Source organism: Nocardioides ureilyticus (assembly GCF_051280745.1).
Lineage (GTDB): Bacteria > Actinomycetota > Actinomycetes > Propionibacteriales > Nocardioidaceae > Nocardioides.
On the sequence record NZ_JBNCOG010000036.1, the window covers coordinates 19,482 to 37,760 of the forward strand.

General features: G+C 73.2%; 18 protein-coding genes and 1 pseudogene. 7 read left to right on the plus strand and 12 right to left on the minus strand.

The annotated features are described in order from the left end of the window. Positions 1 to 37: 37 nt before the first annotated feature. Genes ACSMHG_RS16595 through ACSMHG_RS16605 form a run of 3 tightly spaced genes read right to left on the minus strand, consistent with a single transcriptional unit; the run spans position 38 to position 2,526 of the window. On the minus strand, positions 38 to 742 hold the full coding sequence (locus tag ACSMHG_RS16595; protein ID WP_435747124.1) for a hypothetical protein: 705 nt from the start codon (positions 740 to 742) through the stop codon (positions 38 to 40). A 26-nt stretch (positions 743 to 768) separates the two neighbouring features. Next, positions 769 to 2,169: a glycine--tRNA ligase gene (locus ACSMHG_RS16600; RefSeq protein ID WP_435747126.1), complete on the minus strand. Its 1,401-nt coding sequence runs from the start codon at positions 2,167 to 2,169 to the stop codon at positions 769 to 771. A 39-nt stretch (positions 2,170 to 2,208) separates the two neighbouring features. Next, positions 2,209 to 2,526, minus strand: coding sequence for an antibiotic biosynthesis monooxygenase family protein (locus tag ACSMHG_RS16605; RefSeq protein ID WP_435747128.1), 318 nt, complete (start codon positions 2,524 to 2,526; stop codon positions 2,209 to 2,211). 75 nt (positions 2,527 to 2,601) lie between these two features. Between ACSMHG_RS16605 and ACSMHG_RS16610 the strand changes: the two genes are divergently transcribed. Genes ACSMHG_RS16610 through ACSMHG_RS16625 form a run of 4 tightly spaced genes read left to right on the plus strand, consistent with a single transcriptional unit; the run spans position 2,602 to position 5,818 of the window. Further along, entirely contained in the window at positions 2,602 to 3,588 is a 987-nt protein-coding gene (locus ACSMHG_RS16610) for a metal ABC transporter substrate-binding protein (protein ID WP_435747130.1), read from the plus strand. Further along, positions 3,585 to 4,397: a metal ABC transporter ATP-binding protein gene (locus ACSMHG_RS16615; protein ID WP_435747132.1), complete on the plus strand. Its 813-nt coding sequence runs from the start codon at positions 3,585 to 3,587 to the stop codon at positions 4,395 to 4,397. The genes ACSMHG_RS16610 and ACSMHG_RS16615 overlap by 4 nt, the downstream gene beginning before the upstream one ends. Continuing rightward, positions 4,394 to 5,395 (plus strand): metal ABC transporter permease, encoded by a 1,002-nt coding sequence (locus tag ACSMHG_RS16620; protein WP_435747134.1) that lies wholly within the window; start codon positions 4,394 to 4,396, stop codon positions 5,393 to 5,395. The genes ACSMHG_RS16615 and ACSMHG_RS16620 overlap by 4 nt, the downstream gene beginning before the upstream one ends. A 21-nt stretch (positions 5,396 to 5,416) precedes the next feature. Then, positions 5,417 to 5,818 (plus strand): Fur family transcriptional regulator, encoded by a 402-nt coding sequence (locus tag ACSMHG_RS16625; protein WP_435747136.1) that lies wholly within the window; start codon positions 5,417 to 5,419, stop codon positions 5,816 to 5,818. Positions 5,819 to 5,859: 41 nt separating this feature from the next. Here ACSMHG_RS16625 and ACSMHG_RS16630 read toward each other — a convergent pair. The 5 genes and pseudogenes from ACSMHG_RS16630 to leuA all read right to left on the minus strand — a co-directional run. After that, a pseudogene (locus tag ACSMHG_RS16630) lies at positions 5,860 to 6,522 on the minus strand (sensor histidine kinase); the annotation flags it as partial. 83 nt (positions 6,523 to 6,605) lie between these two features. After that, positions 6,606 to 7,391, minus strand: a complete 786-nt coding sequence (locus ACSMHG_RS16635; protein WP_435747138.1) for an isoprenyl transferase — start codon at positions 7,389 to 7,391, stop codon at positions 6,606 to 6,608. 61 nt (positions 7,392 to 7,452) lie between these two features. Further along, positions 7,453 to 8,196 carry a DNA repair protein RecO gene (recO, locus tag ACSMHG_RS16640; RefSeq protein ID WP_435747140.1) on the minus strand — a complete coding sequence of 248 codons (744 nt, stop codon included), beginning with the start codon at positions 8,194 to 8,196 and terminating at the stop codon, positions 7,453 to 7,455. 18 nt (positions 8,197 to 8,214) lie between these two features. Then, positions 8,215 to 9,072 (minus strand): alpha/beta fold hydrolase, encoded by an 858-nt coding sequence (locus ACSMHG_RS16645; RefSeq protein WP_435747143.1) that lies wholly within the window; start codon positions 9,070 to 9,072, stop codon positions 8,215 to 8,217. A 67-nt stretch (positions 9,073 to 9,139) separates the two neighbouring features. Beyond that, entirely contained in the window at positions 9,140 to 10,879 is a 1,740-nt protein-coding gene (gene leuA / locus ACSMHG_RS16650) for a 2-isopropylmalate synthase (protein ID WP_435747145.1), read from the minus strand. Positions 10,880 to 11,076: 197 nt separating this feature from the next. Between leuA and ACSMHG_RS16655 the strand changes: the two genes are divergently transcribed. After that, entirely contained in the window at positions 11,077 to 11,562 is a 486-nt protein-coding gene (locus ACSMHG_RS16655; RefSeq protein WP_435747147.1) for a flavodoxin family protein, read from the plus strand. A gap of 29 nt (positions 11,563 to 11,591) precedes the next feature. Here the strand turns inward: ACSMHG_RS16655 and ACSMHG_RS16660 are convergent, their stop codons facing one another. Beyond that, complete coding sequence (locus tag ACSMHG_RS16660; RefSeq protein WP_435747149.1) at positions 11,592 to 13,400, minus strand: SpoIIE family protein phosphatase; 1,809 nt, start codon at positions 13,398 to 13,400, stop codon at positions 11,592 to 11,594. A 241-nt stretch (positions 13,401 to 13,641) separates the two neighbouring features. Between ACSMHG_RS16660 and ACSMHG_RS16665 the strand changes: the two genes are divergently transcribed. Continuing rightward, the gene (locus ACSMHG_RS16665) at positions 13,642 to 14,463 is read left to right on the plus strand and encodes a septum formation family protein (RefSeq protein ID WP_435747151.1); all 822 of its coding nucleotides are present in this window, start codon (positions 13,642 to 13,644) and stop codon (positions 14,461 to 14,463) included. Beyond that, on the plus strand, positions 14,460 to 15,353 hold the full coding sequence (locus ACSMHG_RS16670) for a septum formation family protein (RefSeq protein ID WP_435747153.1): 894 nt from the start codon (positions 14,460 to 14,462) through the stop codon (positions 15,351 to 15,353). Before ACSMHG_RS16665 ends, ACSMHG_RS16670 begins: the two co-directional genes overlap by 4 nt. 33 nt (positions 15,354 to 15,386) lie before the next feature. On the opposite strand, the gene era is transcribed toward ACSMHG_RS16670, so the two are convergent. The 3 genes from era to ACSMHG_RS16685 form a co-directional block, all read right to left on the minus strand. Then, positions 15,387 to 16,352 carry a GTPase Era gene (gene era / locus ACSMHG_RS16675; protein WP_435747155.1) on the minus strand — a complete coding sequence of 322 codons (966 nt, stop codon included), beginning with the start codon at positions 16,350 to 16,352 and terminating at the stop codon, positions 15,387 to 15,389. Further along, complete coding sequence (locus tag ACSMHG_RS16680; protein ID WP_435747157.1) at positions 16,345 to 17,133, minus strand: siderophore-interacting protein; 789 nt, start codon at positions 17,131 to 17,133, stop codon at positions 16,345 to 16,347. Before ACSMHG_RS16680 ends, era begins: the two co-directional genes overlap by 8 nt. A gap of 13 nt (positions 17,134 to 17,146) precedes the next feature. After that, positions 17,147 to 18,279: class I SAM-dependent methyltransferase (locus ACSMHG_RS16685; RefSeq protein WP_435747159.1), on the minus strand; the 1,133-nt coding region annotated here is incomplete at its 5' end.

Sequence of the window (18,279 nt, forward strand, 5' to 3'; positions counted from 1 at the left end):
TGGCCCAAATCAGGCCGTGGGCCCTCGAGCCCGCCGCTCAGCCGTCCTGCTGCTGGCCCTGCTTCTTCTTCCCGGCCTTGCCACCGGACTTCTGGACCGGCTTCAGCTCACCGGTCCAGGTGATGGGGTCGAACTCCTGGGTCGGGCGGAAGCTGACCGCCGTCAGGTCCCCCTTGTCCGGGGCCAGGTAGACCAGGCACACCTCGGTCTCCTTGCCGGGGCCGAACTTCTTCGGCAGCGGGGTGCTCGGGCAGGGCTCGAACCGGCTGGCGAACGAGGACGCCTCGATGAGGGTGTCGGTGCCGTCGACGATGTACAGCGGCTCCAGCCGCCGCCCGCCGAGCTGGGTCTCGCCCTCGTTGGTGACCGTCGCGCGGACGAAGTACGGGTTCGCCTTGCGGGTCCTCGCGTCGAGCTGCCAGCCGCTGAAGGACTCCTTGAACGTGGTCTCCTCGAGCCGGTCGACCCGGATGCCGAGGACGCCGACCTGGCCCTTGCGCGGCTCGTAGGCGACCACGGCCTCCTCGCCCACCTCCAGCTCGCTGCCCTGGGGGGTCAGCTCGACCCCCTCGGGCACCGGCAGGTACGGCGACGGGCTCGCCGAGGCCGAGCCGATGGCCGTCGACGGCGAGCCGGGACCGTCGGCGTCGGGCTGGCCCGCGTCGTCCGAACAGCCCGCGAGGACGAGGGCGGAGCCCACCAGGCCGGCGAGGAGCGTGCGGGCGGATCGGGTCGGGCGCATGCCTCGATTCTCCACGGCGGACCTGATCAGCACCCGACGAATCGCTGCGCGAACCATCCGGTGACCTGGTCCAGGGAGACCCGGTCCTGCGCCATGGTGTCGCGCGAGCGCACGGTGACCGCCTGGTCCTCGAGGGTGTCGAAGTCCACGGTGACGCAGTACGGCGTACCGATCTCGTCCTGGCGGCGGTAGCGGCGCCCGATCGCGCCCGAGTCGTCGAAGTCGACGTTCCAGCCGGCGCTGCGCAGCTCGGTCGCGAGGTCCTTGGCCTTGGGCGAGAGGTCGGCGTTGCGGCTCAGGGGCAGCACCGCGACCTTGACCGGCGCCAGTCGCGGGTCCAGGCGCAGCACCGTCCGCTTGTCGACGCCGCCCTTGGTGTTGGGGGCCTCGTCCTCGGTGTAGGCGTCGACGAGGAAGGTCATCAGGCTGCGCGAGAGGCCCGCCGCCGGCTCGATGACGTACGGCGTGTAGCGCTCGTTGTTGGCCTGGTCGAAGTACGACAGGTCCTGGCCGGAGTGCTTGGCATGGGTGGACAGGTCGAAGTCGGTGCGGTTGGCGATGCCCTCGAGCTCGCCCCACTCCGAGCCGGAGAAGCCGAAGCGGTACTCGATGTCGACGGTGCGCTTGGAGTAGTGGCTGAGCTTCTCCTGCGCGTGCTCGTAGTGGCGCAGGTTGTCAGGGGCGATCCCGAGGTCGGTGTACCACTGCGTGCGCTGGTCGATCCAGTACTGGTGCCACTCCTCGTCCTCGCCCGGCTTGACGAAGAATTCCATCTCCATCTGCTCGAACTCGCGGGTGCGGAAGATGAAGTTGCCCGGCGTGATCTCGTTGCGGAAGCTCTTGCCGATCTGCGCGATGCCGAAGGGCGGCTTCTGCCGGCTCGAGGTGACCACGTTGGCGAAGTTCACGAAGATGCCCTGGGCGGTCTCCGGACGCAGGTAGTGCAGGCCGGACTCGTCCTCGATGACGCCGAGGTAGGTCTTCAGCAGGCCGGAGAACTGGCGCGGCTCGGTCCAGGCGCCGCGGGTGCCGCAGTTGCTGCACGCGACCTCTGCGAGGTCGACGGAGTCGGGGTCCTCGAGGCCCTTCTTCTCCGCGTACGCCTCCTGGAGGTGGTCGGCACGGAAGCGCTTGTGGCAGGACTGGCACTCGGTCAGCGGGTCGGTGAAGGTGTCGACGTGGCCGCTCGCCTCCCAAACCTGGCGCGGCAGGATGATGCTGGAGTCGAGGCCGACGACGTCCTCGCGCATGGTGACCATCGACTTCCACCACTGGCGCTTGATGTTCTCCTTCAGCTCCACGCCGAGCGGGCCGTAGTCCCACGCCGAGCGCGTGCCGCCGTAGATCTCGCCGCACGGGTAGACGAAGCCCCGGCGCTTGGCGAGGGAGACGACGTGGTCGACGGTCGTTGCGGGCGGCTTGGCCACGGTGAGCCTTTCGGGGACGTACGGCGGTCGGGCGAGCGGTCAGCCTAGCGAGCGCGGGACGCCGGCGTTGAGGACGGTCCCCGGGTCCACCACCTCGTAGGCACTCGGCTCGTCGAGCGCCCGGCTGAGCACCGGCACGGCCTCGAGCTTCACCTCGTAGGAGGACAGCGCCCGGCGGTAGGCACCGACGTGCTCCCACGACGTGGTGAGCACCCACAGGGTCGGGTCGTCGACGTTGCGGCCGATCCGGCCCGTCAGGTACCCGGGCCGCGCGGCCAGGGTCTCGTGGGCTCGCTGGAGGTCCCCGCGGAACCGCTCGTCGTCCTCGGGCACCCGGAACCTGTTCACCACCAGCACGGGCCGAGCCTAGGGCGGGCCGCCCCCATCCCGGCGATTTGACAACGGTTCTCAAGCGGTCTGAGAATCGTTCTCATGTCACGATCCCGGCTCCTCGTCCCAGCCCTCGCCACCAGCGTGCTGGTCCTCTCCGCCTGCGGCGCCCTGACCGAGGACGACGCCGGCACGGCGTCCGGCGACGCGCGCACCGTCGCCGCGGCGCTCTACCCGCTCGAGTACGTCGCGGAGCGGGTCGCCGGCGACGTGCTCGACGTCGAGAACCTCACCGCCCCGGGCGGCGAGCCGCACGACCTGACGCTGGACGTCCGCGAGACCGCCCTGGTCACCGACGCCGCGCTGGTCCTGCACGTCGACTCGCTCCAGCCCGCCGTCGACGAGGCCGTCGAGGAGAACGCCACCGGGGAGGTCCTCGACGCGGCGTCGGTCGTCGACCTGCTTCCCTTCGAGGGCCACGAGGACCACGACCACGCGCACGAGGAGGAGGAAGCCGAGGGGGAGGCCGCCGAGGAGGAGGCCCACGAGGGCCACGAGGGCCACGACCACGGCGAGATGGACCCCCACTTCTGGCAGGACCCGGTCCGGATGGCCACGCTGGGCGACGCCGTGGCCGACCGCCTCGCCGAGATCGTGCCCGAGGAGGCCGACACCTTCCGGGCCAACGCGGAGGCGCTGCGGGCCGACCTCGAGCAGCTCGACGAGGAGTACGTGACCGGCCTCGCCGACTGCGCGACGTACACCGTCGTCACCAACCACGACGCTTTCGGGTACCTCGAGAAGTACGGCCTGCACCTGGAGTCGATCGCCGGCATCTCCCCCGACGCCGAGCCGACGCCCGCGGCCCTGGCCGAGCTGCAGGCGCTGATCGAGGAGGAGGGCATCACCACCGTGTTCTCCGAGAGCCTGGTCAGCCCGAAGACCGCGCAGACCCTCGCGGACGACGCGGGTGTCGACACCGCGGTGCTGGACACCGTCGAGGGGCTCACCGACGAGACGGCGGACGAGGACTACCTTTCCCTCATGCGCGCCAACCTCGCCACCCTGCAGGAGGCGAACGGCTGTTGAGCGGCTCACGAGCGGCGGGCGAGGCGGTCGTCGAGCTCCGCGACGGGGCGGTCGCCATCGCGGGGCGGCCCGTCCTGCGCCACGTCGACCTCACCGTCCACAGCGGTGAGTTCCTCACCGTCCTGGGGCCCAACGGGTCCGGCAAGTCGACCCTGGTCCGCGCCCTGACCGGCCTCCGCCCCCTGGCGCGGGGCACGTTGAGCCTCTTCGGGACGCCGTTCGAGTCGTTCCGCGAGTGGCACCGCCTGGGCTTCGTCCCGCAGCGCGCCAGCGCCGCCGGGGGCGTCCCGGCCTCGGTGTCGGAGGTCGTGGCGTCGGGCCGGCTGACCCGTCGACGTCTGCTGAGGCCGGCCAGCAGGGCCGACCGGGCGGCCGTCGCCTCGGCGCTCGAGATCGTCGGCCTCGCCGATCGTGCCCGCGACAGCGTCGCGACCCTCTCCGGCGGGCAGCAGCAGCGGGTGCTCATCGCCCGGGCGCTGGCCGGCGAGCCGGACCTCCTCCTCCTCGACGAGCCGACCGCCGGCGTCGACCTGCCCAACCAGGAGGCCCTCGCCGACGCCCTCGCCACCCTCTCTCGCTCGGGCAGCACGATCGTGCTCGTCACGCACGAGCTGGGGCCCTTGGCGCCGCTGGTCGACCGGACCGTGGTGCTCCGCGACGGTCGGGTGGCCTACGACGGCCCGCCGCTCGCGGTCGGGGACGCCCACGGCCACCACCACCCGATCGCCGGCCGGCACGACCACCACCCCGACATCGTGGCGCCGCTGGACCGGCACCCGGACCGGCACGACGAGGGGGTGGCCTGGTGATCGACCTCCTCGGCTACGACTTCATGCAGCGTGCGCTCCTCGCGGCGCTGGTCACCGGCCTGGCCGCGCCGGTCATCGGCACCTACCTGGTGCAGCGCCGCCTGGCCCTGCTCGGCGACGGGCTCGGCCACGTCGCGGTCACGGGCGTGGCGCTCGGCCTGCTCACCGGCATCGCGCCGACCTGGACGGCGGTCGTGGTCGCGATCCTCGGCGCGGTCGCCATCGAGGTGATCCGCGAGCGCGGGCACACGAGCGGCGACCTGGCGCTGGCCCTGCTCTTCTACGGCGGCCTCGCCGGCGGCCTGATGATCACCGGCCTGGCCGGCCAGACCGCCGCCACGCTGAACACCTTCCTCTTCGGCTCGATCACGTCCCTCCCCCTGAGCGACGTGTGGTTCACCATGGCGCTCGCCGCGGTGATCCTGGTCCTCGGCCTGGGCCTGCTGCCCCAGCTGTTCACCGTGTCCCAGGACCAGGACTTCGCCAAGGTCGCCGGGCTCAACGTCCGGGGCTACAACCTGCTGGTCGCCGTGCTGGCCGCGGTCACGGTCACCATCGCGATGCGGACCGTCGGTCTCCTGCTGGTCTCCGCGCTGATGATCGTGCCGGTCGCGGCATCCCAGCAGCTGGCGCGCTCCTTCCGCGCGACGCTGGTCGGAGGGGTGCTGGTGGGCTCCGGGGCCGCGGTGGGCGGGCTCCTGGTCTCGGCGTACGTCTCCGTCAACCACGACCTCTCCGTCACGCCGGGCCCGGCGATCGTCCTGCTCGCCCTCACGTGCTTCGTCGCGACCTGGCCGGTGGGTGCCTGGCTGCGCCGCCGGACGCGGCTGCGGCAGCCCTTCCCCGCCGAGGCCTTCGACGGGCACGAGACCACCGAGCACCCGCACGACCACGGCCCGGAGTGCGGCCACGTGGCGGTCCCGCACGGGGACCACGTCGACTACGTGCACGACGGGCACCGCCACGCACCCCACGACACGCACTACGACGAGCACTGAGCCAGGATCGAGGTCAGCCCGATGACGGAGCGCACCCCAGCCCCTCCCCTGCGGCCGACGCGGCAGCGGCTGGCCGTCGCGGAGGCGATGGCCTCGGTCGACGACTTCCGCTCCGCCCAGGAGATCCACGAGCTGCTCGGCCGCCGTGGTGAGCCGGTCGGGCTGGCCACGGTCTACCGCACCCTCCAGCGGCTGGCGGAGGCCGGCGAGGTGGACCTGCTGCGCACCGAGGACGGCGAGGCCGTCTACCGCCGGTGCTCCGACAGCCACCACCACCACCTGGTGTGCCGGGCGTGCGGCGCCACGGTGGAGGTGGAGGGGCCCGCCGCGGAGCGGTGGACCACGGCGATCGCCGCGGAGCACGGCTTCTCCGACGTCAGCCACACCCTGGAGATCTTCGGGACCTGCCCGTCCTGCGGCTGAGCGGTCAGCGCGCGCCGCCGGCTCGGGGCCTCGATCGGCAGCCGGACCCGGAAGGTGCTGCCGACGCCCGGCTCGCTGTCCACCTCGATCCGCCCGCCGTGGGCCTCGACGATCTCGCGGGCGATGCTGAGGCCCAGCCCGACCCCCTGGATCGAGCGCTCCTCGGCCTCCCTCGCCCGGAAGAACCGGGTGAAGAGCCGGTCCCGGTCGGCGGCGGAGATGCCGATCCCCTGGTCCTGCACGCTCAGCTGCGCCCGACCGTCCTGCACGGCCAACCGGACCCGTACCGTCGTGCCGGGAGGGCTGTACTTCGCCGCGTTGGTGAGCAGGTTGTCGACCACCTGCTCGATCCGCTGCCGGTCGAGCAGCATCGACAGCGGCCCCGGTGCGTCGACCTCCAGGTCGATGCCCGCGGCGGCGTACGCCGGGCGCGCACCCAGGCCGACGGCGGCGATGTCGGCCACCAGCACGGCGGCCACGGCGGCCACCGGCATCCGGCCGCGGACCACGATCGTGAGCGCGAGCAGGGCCAGCACGAGGACCACCGAGAGGGACGGGAGCGAGACGCCGGCCCCCGTGCCGGCGACCTGGCGCAGGCCGATGTCGACCGCGACGAGGAGCGCGAACCCGGCCTGGATCGCGCGGGGGTCGGTGGTCGAGGCGAGGAGCACCCCGCGGAGGGCCGACCAGGCCCGCGCCGTCATGCCGTCGCCTGCCACGGGCCCAGTGTGGCGCCCCCCACCGAGCAACAGCCGAGCCCGCCGTGCGCCCGGGGGAAGGGCGGCGCTCAACCGCTGACCGGGTTCGGCGCGGCTCCGCCGTACCGGCGGTCGCGGCGTGCGTAGGTCTCGACCGCCTCCCACAGGTGGCGGCGGTCCACGTCGGGCCAGAGCACGTCGGAGTAGACGAACTCGGCGTAGGCGGCCTGCCAGAGCATGAAGTTGGACAGCCGCTGCTCGCCCGAGGTGCGCCAGACCAGGTCGGCGTCGGGCTGCTCGGGCACGTAGAGGTGGCGGGCGAAGACCTTCTCGTCGACCTTGTCGGGATGCAGCCGCCCGGCCGCCACCTCCTTGGCGATGCGCCGGGCGGTGTCGGCGACCTCGGCGCGGCCGCCGTAGTTGACGCACATCGTCAGCGTGAGCACGTCGTTGTCGCGGGTCAGCTCCTCGGCCACCTGCAGCTCGCGGACCACCGACCGCCACAGGCGCGGCGCCCGGCCGGCCCAGCGCACCCGGACGCCCAGCTCGTGCATCTCGTCGCGGCGTCGGCGGATCACGTCCCGGTTGAACCCCATGAGGAACCGGACCTCCTCCGGGCTGCGCGACCAGTTCTCGGTCGAGAAGGCGTAGGCGCTCACCGCCTTGACGCCCATCTCGATCGCGCCCTCGACGACGTCGAAGAGTGAGGACTCCCCCTCCTCGTGCCCGCGGGTGCGCGGCAGCCCGCGCTCCTTGGCCCATCGGCCGTTGCCGTCCATCACGATCGCGACGTGGCGGGGCACCAGCTCCTGCGGGATCGCCGGCGGCCGCGCCCCCGACGGATGAGGGGTCGGCTGGCGGACGGAGCGCTTCACGGGTCGAGAGCCTAGAGGTGGAGGCCGCGGTGGTGGGCGAGGCTCGAGGCGAGGTGGCCGGTCACCGCTCGACGTACTCCATCGACCGGAGCCCGCGCTCGAGGTGCCACTGCAGGTACGCCGTGACCAGCCCGCTGGCCTCGCGGAGGTGCCGCGGGTCGGCCGACTCCACGACCGGCCAGTCGCCGGCGAGCAGCGCACCGAGCACGACGAGGGTCTCGGCCGCCGGCGAGGCCGAGCCGGGGACCCGGCACGTCGCGCACAGGACCCCGCCCATCGACGGGTTGAACCACCGGTGCGGACCCTTCTCCGGGTTCGGCAGCAGCCCGCACCGGGCGCAGTGCTCGAACGACGGTGCGTACCCGGCCACGGAGAGCGAGCGCAGCAGGTAGGAGTCGAGCACCTGGCCGGGCCGGCGCTGGCCGGTGGACATGGCGCGCAGGCCGCCGACGAGGAGCAGGAACTGCTGGACGGCCGGCTCCTTCTCCTCCACCGAGACCCGTTCAGCCGTCTCGAGCATCACCGTCCCGGCGGTGTAGCGGTCGTAGTCGACCCCGATGCCGGCGGAGAAGGGCGTCAGCGTCTCGGCCTGGGTGATGGTGTCGAGGTTGCGGCCCTCGGCCAGCTGCAGGTCGACGTGGGTGAACGGCTCGAGCCGGGAGCCGAACCGTGACGTGGTGCGCCGGACCCCGCGGGCCACTGCACGGACGCGTCCGTGCTGCCGGGTCAGCAGGGTGATGATGCGGTCGGCCTCCCCCAGCTTGTGGGTGCGCAGCACGATCGCCTCGTCGCGGTAGAGAGGCACGCCCCCATTGTGCGGGACTCAGGAGCCCGTACGGCGCCGCCGCCCCGAGGTGCGCCAGCAACCCAGGGCGAAGGCGACCGCCGCGCGGTCCAGCCGCTCCGGCCTGGTCCGCCACTCGAGGATCGACCGAGCGCGGACGAAGGTCACCCGCGGCAGCTCCTCGGCGAGCATCGCCGCGTCCGCCGCGGGGTGGATCGGGTCGGCCGGGTGCCCGACGACCAGCGCCGGAGCGCCGATCCGCCGCCGCTCCTTCGAGGAGGGCGCGATCCGGCCGAAGAAGAGGCCGTGCACCACGGCGGCGAGCGAGTCGGCCCGCTGGTCGAGCGTGTCGAGCGCGATCCCCGCCCAGAACGGCACCACTCCCCGCGGCACCGGTCGGGTCAGCCGCCGCACGGTGTTGACGGTGAACGGCAGGAAACGCGCGGCGAAGAGCAGCGGCGCGAAGGCCAGGATGCCGGCCTCGACCGCGTTGTCGAGGACCGGCATCTCGCAGATCAGCCCACGCACCCGGTCCGGGGCGATGACGGCCGTCTCGAGGGCGACGTTGGCGCCGAGCGAGGTCCCGCCCACGACCGCCTGGCCGGCGCCGAGGTGGTCGAGCAGGGCGACCACCTGCTCGGCGAAGGCGGTGACCGAGTACGCCAGAGGGTCGGCGGGCCGGTCGGAGCGGCCGTGGCCGAGGAGGTCGAGGGTGACGACGTGCAGGCCCTCGGCCGCCAACCGCCGGGCGAGCGGGGCGTGCATGCGGCGGGGCATGAGCTGGCCGTGCAGCAGCACGACCCAGGAGTCACCGGCGCCGTACTCGGTGTACTCGAGCCGGTCGCGGCCCGTGTCACCCTCGACGAAGAACTGCCCGATCCGCTCGGAAACCAGCATGCGGGGAGAGTAGTGCAGGGCGAGCGGCCGGTGCCCACGGCGGCCGCATGGGTCCGGCCGCCCTGCGCTACGCCCGGTTGACGGCGCTGATGACCGCCTTGAGCGAGGCGGTGACGATGTTCGGGTCCACCCCGATGCCCCACAGCACCTGACCGGCCACCGCGCACTCGACGTACGCCGCGGCGTACGCGTCGCCGCCGGCGGACAGGGCGTGCTCGGCGTAGTCGAGGACGCGGACGTCCCAGTGGCGGTCCCGGGCGACCTCGAGGCTGTTCACGGCCTCGACGAAGGCGGCGATCGGGCCGTTGCCGATGCCCTCGAGCGTCCGGATCTGGCCGTCGACGTAGACGTTGACGCTGAGCCGGTCCTTCTCCCCCGCCGCCGAGGAGGTGTGCACCGAGTCCAGGCGCAGCGGCACCTGGCGGTCGAGGTACTCGGCCCGGAAGGTGCTCCAGATCGCGTCGGGTGTCATCTCGCCACCCTCGGCGTCGGTGCGCTCCTGGATCACCCGGCTGAACTCGATCTGCGCCCGCCGAGGCAGGTCCAGCTTGTGCTCGTTCTTGAGCACGTAGGCGACGCCGCCCTTGCCCGACTGGCTGTTGACCCGGATGACCGCCTCGTAGCTGCGGCCGACGTCCTTGGGGTCGATCGGCAGGTACGGCGCCTCCCAGGGCAGCCGCTCGACCGGCACGCCCTGCTCGTCGGCCTGGCGGTCGAGGTCCTCCAGGCCCTTCTTGATGGCGTCCTGGTGGGAGCCGGAGAAGGCGGTGTAGACGAGGTCCCCGGCGTAGGGGTGACGCGGGTGGACCGGCAGCTGGGTGCAGTACTCGACCGTCCGCCGGATCTCGTCGATGTCGCTGAAGTCGATCTGCGGGTCGATCCCCTGGCTGAACAAGTTCATGCCGAGGGTGACCAGGCAGACGTTACCGGTGCGCTCGCCGTGGCCGAAGAGGCAGCCCTCCACCCGGTCGGCGCCGGCCATCATCGCCAGCTCGGTGGCCGCGACGGCCGTGCCCCGGTCGTTGTGCGGGTGCAGCGAGATGACGGTGTGCTCGCGCCGGGTGAGCTGGCGGGAGAACCACTCGATCTGGTCGGCGTAGACGTTCGGGGTGGACATCTCGACGGTCGCGGGGAGGTTGAGGATGATCTCCCGGCCGTCCTCGGGCTGCCAGACGTCCGTGACCGCCTCGCACACCTCGGCCGAGAACGGCAGCTCGGTGGCGGTGAAGATCTCGGGGCTGTACTCGTAGCCGATGACGGTCGTGTCGAGGTAGCTCTCGACGTTCTTCATCACCGCGTTGGTGCCCCGGACGGCGATGTCCTTGACCTCGTCCTTGCTCGCCCGGAAGACGACCCGGCGGAAGAGCGGCGCCAGCGCGTTGTAGAGGTGGATGTTGGCGCGCGGCACGCCGACCAGCGACTGCACGCTGCGCTCGATGAGGTCCTCACGCGCCTGGGTCAGCACCGAGATGGTGACGTCGTCGGGGATCCGGTCGCCCTCGATGAGCTGGCGGACGAAGGAGAAGTCGGTCTCCGAGGCGGCCGGGAAGCCCACCTCGATCTCCTTGTAGCCCATCTTCACGAGCAGCTCGAACATCTTCATCTTGCGCGCCGGGCTCATCGGGTCGATGAGCGCCTGGTTGCCGTCGCGCAGGTCGGTGGAGAGCCAGCGCGGCGCCTGCGTGATGGTCTGCGACGGCCACGTGCGGTCGGGCAGGTCGATGGGCGGGAAGGCGCGGTAGCGCTCGAACGGCATGCCGCTGGCCTTCTGGCGGTGGGGCTGCGGGCGGCTGGCAGGTGTGGTCATGGGGGTTCCTCGGCTGTCTGCTGGGTGGGGCCTCGACTGGCGCCGGCCGCGCGAGCACTCCGCAGCGAGGGGGTCCGGCTGCTCCTGGTGGGGCTCAGACCTCGCTGCGGCAGCGAAGGAGGAGGTGTTGACGCGTCATGACGGGGCCCACCCTAACCCACCGGGCACGGGCGCACGGCTCCCCTAGGCTCGAGGGCATGGCGAGACTCCTGGTCGTCCACCACGCCCCCACCCCGACCGTGCGCGCGCTCGCCGACGCCGTGGTGGGAGGCGCGGGCGACGACGCGATCGAGGGTGTCGAGGTCGTGGTGCGTCCCGCACTCGAGGCCACGGCCGAGGATGTGCTGGCTGCCGACGGCTACCTGCTGGGGACGCCGGCGAACTTCGGGTACATGTCGGGCGCGCTCAAGCACTTCTTCGACACCATCTTCCTGCAGGCCGGGGGCGCCCTCGCCGACGACGGCGGGGCCGCGGCCTCCGCGGGCGCGAAGCGCCCGTTCGGGCTGTGGGTCCACGGCCGCTACGACACCGCCGGCGCCACCCGCTCGGTGCTCTCGATCGTCGGCGCCCTCCCGTGGCGGCAGGCCGCCGAGGTGCTGGAGGTGCTCGGCGACGTCGGCGAGGAGGAGCTGGCGGCGGCGTACGAGCTCGGCGGCACGCTCGCCGCGCTGCTGGCTGACTGACCGGGCTGACTGAGCTGACTGAGCGGTCCTCAGGCGGTGGCGTAGGGCAGCCGCACCATCTCGAGGACGTGCTGCGCCGGGGTGCCCAGCGGCGCCACCAGCCGGACGACGCCCTGCGCGAAGCCGTTGCCGGGCGCCATCGCCTCGTAGAGCACCTGCACGCCGGCGCTCGCGAGCAGGGTCACGCCGGACATGTCGACGACGAGGTCCACGGTGCCGCCGTACGACGCATGCGCGATCCGGCGGCGCAGCTCGTCGGTGCAGCGGTGGTCGACGGTGCCGACCAGCTCGAGCACGCCGGGGCGTTCGTGCACCACCAGCGGCTCCCGCCCCGGATCGGCCGTGCTGGAGGCGGTGAGCATGCCGACCGAGCGGGTCGGGCGCAGCCGCAGCCGCGCGGTGGTGCCCTCCTCGCCGTGGTGCAGCTCGAACTCGTCGGCGAACCCGCGGGCCATCGCGAGCCCGCGGCCGCGGGTGCCGGGTTCCCCGGGCGGGCGCCAGGTGCCCGTGTCGGTGACGGTCACCTCGATGACGCCCTCGTCGTCGAGGTGGGCGACCAGGCGCACCAGCGCGTCGCCGCGCTGGGCCTCGACGGGGTAGGCGTGCTCGCAGGCGTTCGTGACGACCTCGCCGACCGCGTGCTGCAGGGCCACCTCGTCCAGTGGGCCGACCTGCAGCTCGTCGAGCCACTCCGCCAGCTCCGCCCGGACGACCCGGGGCGTGTCCGGCATGGCCGGGTAGTCGAGGACCAGGTCCGGCATCGGCTCGACCAGCTCCGCCGCGAGGACCGTCACGTCATCGGCGACGCCGGTGGATCCGGCGAGCCGCTCGATCGCCTCGCGGCAGATCCGCTCGGGGACCCGCTCGTCGATCCGCTCGAGGTCCGGCCCCGAGCGCACGGCCTCGCTCACGACCTCGGCGAGGTCGATGGTGCACTGCGCGGCGGTCCGCCCGGGGCGCTCGACGATCCCGTCGGAGTAGAGGACCAGCACGTCGCCCTCCTCCAGCTGGTGCTCGGCCAGCTCGAAGGGCAGCCCGGAGGCGAGCGGGCCGGCACCGGAGGCCGGGAGGAAGGTCGTCTCGCCGGCGGCGTTGACCACCAGCGGCGGCGGGTGGCCGGCGGTGCAGTACACGAGCTCGCCGGTCTCCGGGTCGAGCACGGCCGCGCAGACCGTGGCGGCCCGGGCGGGCGGCACCCGCCGGGCCCGCGAGTCGAGCAGCTCGAGCGCTGCCTCGATGTCCCCGTCGAGGCGCGCGCGCTCCTCGAAGAGGGCGCGGAGCTCGCCCATGGCGACCGAGGCACGGACGCCGTGGCCCACGACGTCGCCGACCGCCAGCACCAGCCTGCCGTCCTCGAGGGCCACCGCGTCGAACCAGTCACCGCCGGCGACCACGCCCTCGTCGGCGAGGAGGTAGCGGGCGGCCACCCGGATGCCGCGCGGGACGGGCACACCCCCGGGCAGCAGAGCGTCCTGCAGCGCGACGAGCGTCTGGTCGGGGGTCGGCGCAGGTCGCGCCGGCGGCGGAGCCTCGGCCGGGAGTCCCTGCGCGACCACGCCGCGGACCGCTCCGTCCTCGTGCCACGGGGCGAGCGCCAGCTGCAGGGTGGTCCCGTGGCCGCTCCAGCGGGCCGTGCGCGGCTCGCCGGTGCGGTGGACGGTCGACAGCACCTCGGCCAGCGCGGACTCGAGGTCCCCCGCCGACCCGCCGACGAGGTCACGACCGGCGTCGTTGAGCGCGGTCAAGCGGAGCTCGGGCGCGCCGAAGAGCGCGAGCAGGCCCGGGGCCTGACCGAAGGCCGACAAGCGCCGGGACTCGTCGTACGACCCTCCGTCCATGGGTTCCCTTCGTCGGTGCTGCTCGGTCATGGCCACCCTGTGCCCACTTGTGGGTGTCGGTCACCGGCCGTCGCCGGGGCAATCCTGACAGCGCCGGCCGGCCGTGCCCCGCCCCTGTGCCTCGTGCCCCGGGAGGCATACCGGACATCCGGCGGGTGACCACCATCTCACCCGGAAGGGGGAAAGCAGCAGGCGGGCGGGGGCCCCCCGCCGGGGCGGCCGCGCGGGTAGCATCCGGCCCGTGCTCCTCGCCTCCCGACTGGTCCGCCAGGCCGCTCTCGCCCCAGTCCTGGCGGCGGCGCTGGCCGTGCTGGCCGGCTGCGGGACCGAGCGGCAGGGCGGCGACACCGATCCCGCCCAGGTCGACGCCGTGGAGGCTCCAGAGCTGGGTGCCTGCCGGGTGCTGACCCCTGACGACGTCGCCAAGCCCGCGAACGCGACGCGCACCGTCGACTGCAGCCAGCGCCACACCGCCCAGACCTACGCTGTGGGCGACCTCCCCGAGGAGCTCCACGACGAGCCGTACGACAGCGAGGAGCTCGGCAGGTTCGCCTACGAGACCTGCTCGGCGAAGTTCGGCGAGTTCCTCGGCGCCGACGACAGCCTCGTCATGCGGACCGTCGTCAGCTGGGCGTGGTTCCGTCCCTCGGAGGACGCCTGGCGAGACGGCGCCCGGTGGTACCGCTGCGACGTCGTGGGCGGGGGCGAGCAGAGCGAGTCGTACGTCGCGCTGCCGCCGACGGCCGAGGGACTGCTCATGGGCCGCCCCCAGGACCGGTGGATGGTGTGCGCGAGCGGTCCGTCGGTGGACGCGGGCACCAAGGTGCCGTGCTCGCAGGAGCACGACTGGCGGGCCGTCACCACGATCAAGCTCGGGGACAAGGGCGACCCCTACCCCGGCGACCGGATCGTGGAGGTCAGGACCCGCGACTTCTGCCTGGAGTCGGTGGGCGCCTGGCTCGGCTACCCGGTCGACTACGAGTTCGGCTACACGTGGTTCCACGAGGCCGAGTGGGAGGCCGGCAACCGACGCTCCGTGTGCTGGGCACGGACCCCCGATTGAGCCGGCGGCCCCGCGCCGCCCGGAGGGTGGGCCGCCGGGCGCCGGCGCTCGTGCTGGTCGCCGGCCTGGTGACGGGCGTCCTCGCCGGCTGCACCGGCGACCAGCCGGCGACCGAGCCCGGCTCCTCCCTGCCCGCCTCCCCGTCCGGCTCGTCCGGAGCTCCGCCCGAGGCGACCGCCTCCGCGCCCTCCGCGGCGCCGGTCCCGCTGCCGGCGGACCGCGCGTGCTACCGGATGACCTACGAGGAGGCGGTCGCGCCCACCACGCGCACCGACCCCGTGCCGTGCTCGCGGGAGCACACGTCGATGACCTATGCCGTGGGGCGGCTCGACGCCGTCGTCGGTGGGCACCTGCTCGCCGTCGACTCCGAGCGCGTGCAGGCCGAGGTCGCCGAGCGGTGCCCCGCCAGGCTCCTGGGATTCCTGGGTGGGGACCGCGAGTCGCTGGCGCTGAGCATGCTGCGGGCGGTGTGGTTCACCCCGACCGTGGAGGAGTCCGACGGCGGCGCCGACTGGTTCCGCTGCGACGTGGTGGCCCTCGCCGCTCCCGAGCGGCTCGCTCCTTTGACGGGCCGGCTCGCGGGGGTCCTCGACCGGCCCGCCGCCGCGGAGCAGTGGGCGATGTGCGGCACGGCCGGGCCCGACTCGCCGGACTTCCGACGCGTGCTGTGCTCCGCGCCGCACGATTGGCGCGCCGTCGCGGTCGTCGACCTCGCGGGGGCGGCGTACCCCGGTGAGGGAGCCGCACGCTCGGCCGGCCAGGGCCCCTGCGAGGACGCCGGCCGCGCCGTCGCAGAGGATCCCCTCAGCTTCGAGTGGGGCTACGAGTGGCCCACCGAGGAGCAGTGGGAGGCGGGCATGACGTTCGGGCGGTGCTGGGCCCCCGACTGACGCGGCCCAGCCGGCCCAGCCGGCCCAGCCGGCTCAGAAGCCGAGCTTGCGCAGCTGGCGCGGGTCGCGCTGCCAGTCCTTGGCGATCTTGACCCGCAGGTCGAGGTAGACCGGCGTGCCGAGCAGCGCCTCGATCTGCTTGCGCGCGTCGGTGCCGACCTTGCGCAGGCGGGCGCCGCGGTGGCCGATCATGATGCCCTTCTGGGAGTCGCGCTCGACGTAGACGTTGGCGTGGATGTCGAGCAGGGGCTTGCCCTCCGGGCGCCCCTCGCGCAGCCCCATCTCCTCGACCACGACGGCGATCGAGTGCGGCAGCTCGTCGCGGACGTCCTCGAGCGCGGCCTCCCGGATCAGCTCGGCGACCAGGATCTCCTCCGGGGCGTCGGTGAGGTCGCCGTCGGGGTAGAGGGCCGGCCCCTCCGGCAGCACGCCGACCAGCAGGTCCGCGAGGAGGCCGACCTGGTCCCCCGCCGCGGCGGAGACCGGGACGATCTCGGCCCACTCGACACCGGTCTCGGCGCCGAGGGCCTGGATGTCGAGCAGGTGCTGGCCGATCTGCTCGGGCGTGGCCAGGTCGGTCTTCGTGGCGATCGCGACCTTGGTGGTGCGGCGCACCTTCGCCATCTCGGTGACGATGAACCGGTCACCCGGTCCGACCTTCTCGTTCGCCGGGAAGCACGCGGCCACGACGTCGACCTCGGCGAGCGTCGTCTTCACGAGGTCGTTGAGGCGCTCCCCGAGCAGGGTGCGCGGCCGGTGCAGTCCGGGGGTGTCGACGAGGATGAGCTGGGCGTCGGGTCGGTGCACGATGCCGCGGACCACCGTGCGCGTGGTCTGCGGCTTGGAGCTGGTGATGACGACCTTCTGGCCCACCAGGGCGTTGGTCAGCGTGGACTTCCCGGCGTTCGGCCGACCCACGAACGACGCGAAGCCGCTGCGGTGCGCGGCCGGCGGCTCCGGAGTCTGTCCAGGAGTGTGTCCAGCAGTGTGGTCAGGCATCGCTCGCCCTGTCGTAGTCGGCCCAGATCTCTTCGTCGGTCTTCCCCGCCGCCTTGCCGGCCCGCCAGACCGGGCCCGGGTCCACCGAGCGCGGCTGGCGCACGGCTCCCCCGCGCCAGTAGCCCATCACGTCGTACGCCGTGCTGGGCAGCCGCCGCTCGCGCATCAGGTGCTTGCGGATGGCGCGCATCTGGGCGGACTCCCCCGCCATCCAGAAGTAGCCGTCGCCCTCGGGCCACTCGATCGCCTGGACGGCGGCGGCGAGGTCGCTCTGCCCGTCACCGGGCTGCACCAGCCAGCTCACGTCCGCCCCGCCGGGCAGGTAGCCGGTGAGGTCCTCGCCGCGGGGCGCCTCGACCCAGACCCGGGTGGGCACGTCGACGGTCTCGCGGATCCGGGCCATCGCCGGCAGCGCGGTCAGGTCGCCGACCAGCAGCAGCCACCGCGAGTCGGGCGGCATGGCGAAGGAGCCCTTCGGCTCGGTGACCGTCACGGTCTCCCCGACGCAGTCGCGCCGGGCCCACTCGGTGACCAGCCCGACGTCGTGGACGACCACGTCGACGACCAGCTCGGGCGTCGGCCCGGTCGGGTCGAACGAGCGCACGGTGTAGTAGCGGCTCTGGAACTGTCCCGGCACGACCAAGCCGACCCACTCGTCCGGGATGCCGGTGGAGGCGAACTCCGCCAGCCCCGGCCCGCCGAGGACCAGCCGCACGAGGTGCTCCGAGAGCGGGGTGCGGCGCAGCACCTGCGCGTCGTACTGCCGGGCCCGCGTGCTCACCGGCTCAGGCTAGTCACCACGTCGGTCGCAGCGGGAATCCGTCGGAGCCGTCCTCGGCGGTGCGCACCGCCAGCACCTGGTGCAGCTGGACCTCGTTGCGCTCGAAACCGAGCCGCGCGCTCGCCATGTACAACCCCCACACGCGGGCGGTCGCCTCCCCCACCTCGGCGACGCAGGCGTCCCAGTGCTCGACGAGGTTGCGGCACCACTCGCGCAGGGTGAGGGCGTAGTGCACCCGGAGGTTCTCCTCGTGCATCACCTCCAGGCCCACGTCCTGGGCGGCGGCGATGATGGTGCCCGACCCGGTCAGCTCCCCGTCGGGGAAGACGTAGCGGTCGATGAACGCCCCGGTCTCCTGCCGGCGGTTGTGCGGCCGGGTGATGCAGTGGTTGAGCAGCCGGCCCTCGGGCCGCAGCCGTTCGCGCAGGAACGAGAAGTACGCCGGGTACTGCCGGACGCCGACGTGCTCGGTCAGGCCGATGGAGCTGACCGCGTCGAAGTCGCCCTCCAGCACGTCGCGGTAGTCGCTGTGGCGCACCTCGACGAGGTCACCGAGCCCCTCCCGGTCGGTGGCCTCCTTCGCCCACGAGGCCTGCTCGCGCGAGAGCGTCACCCCGAGCGCCCGCACGCCGTACTCCCGTGCGGCGTGGCGCACCATCCCGCCCCAGCCGCAGCCCACGTCGAGCAGCCGCTGGCCGGGCCTGAGGTCGAGCTTGCGGCAGACCAGGTCGAACTTCTCGGCCTGGGCCTCCTCGAGGGAGGCGTCGGCATGCGGGAAGACCGCACAGGTGTAGGCCATCGAGGGGCCGAGCACCTTCGCGTAGAAGTCGTTGGAGACGTCGTAGTGGTGGCGGATCGCCTCGGCGTCGCGGGTCCACGAGTGCCGCAGGCCCTCCACCGTCCGGCGCCAGCGCGGCAGGTGCTCCTGCGGCGGGGGCGGCGGCGGCTTGAGGTGCCGGACGCCGAGCGCGCGGACCAGACGCACCGCCTCGGCGGGCGTGGGCGTGCGGAAGCGCAGGTGGTTCATGAGCAGCCGCATGGCGTCGTAGGGGTCACCGGGGTGGACGCCGTGCAGCCGCAGGTCGCCGGCGACGTAGGCGCGGGCCATCCCCAGGTCGCCCGGCGCGGTGAGGATGTAGGACAGGC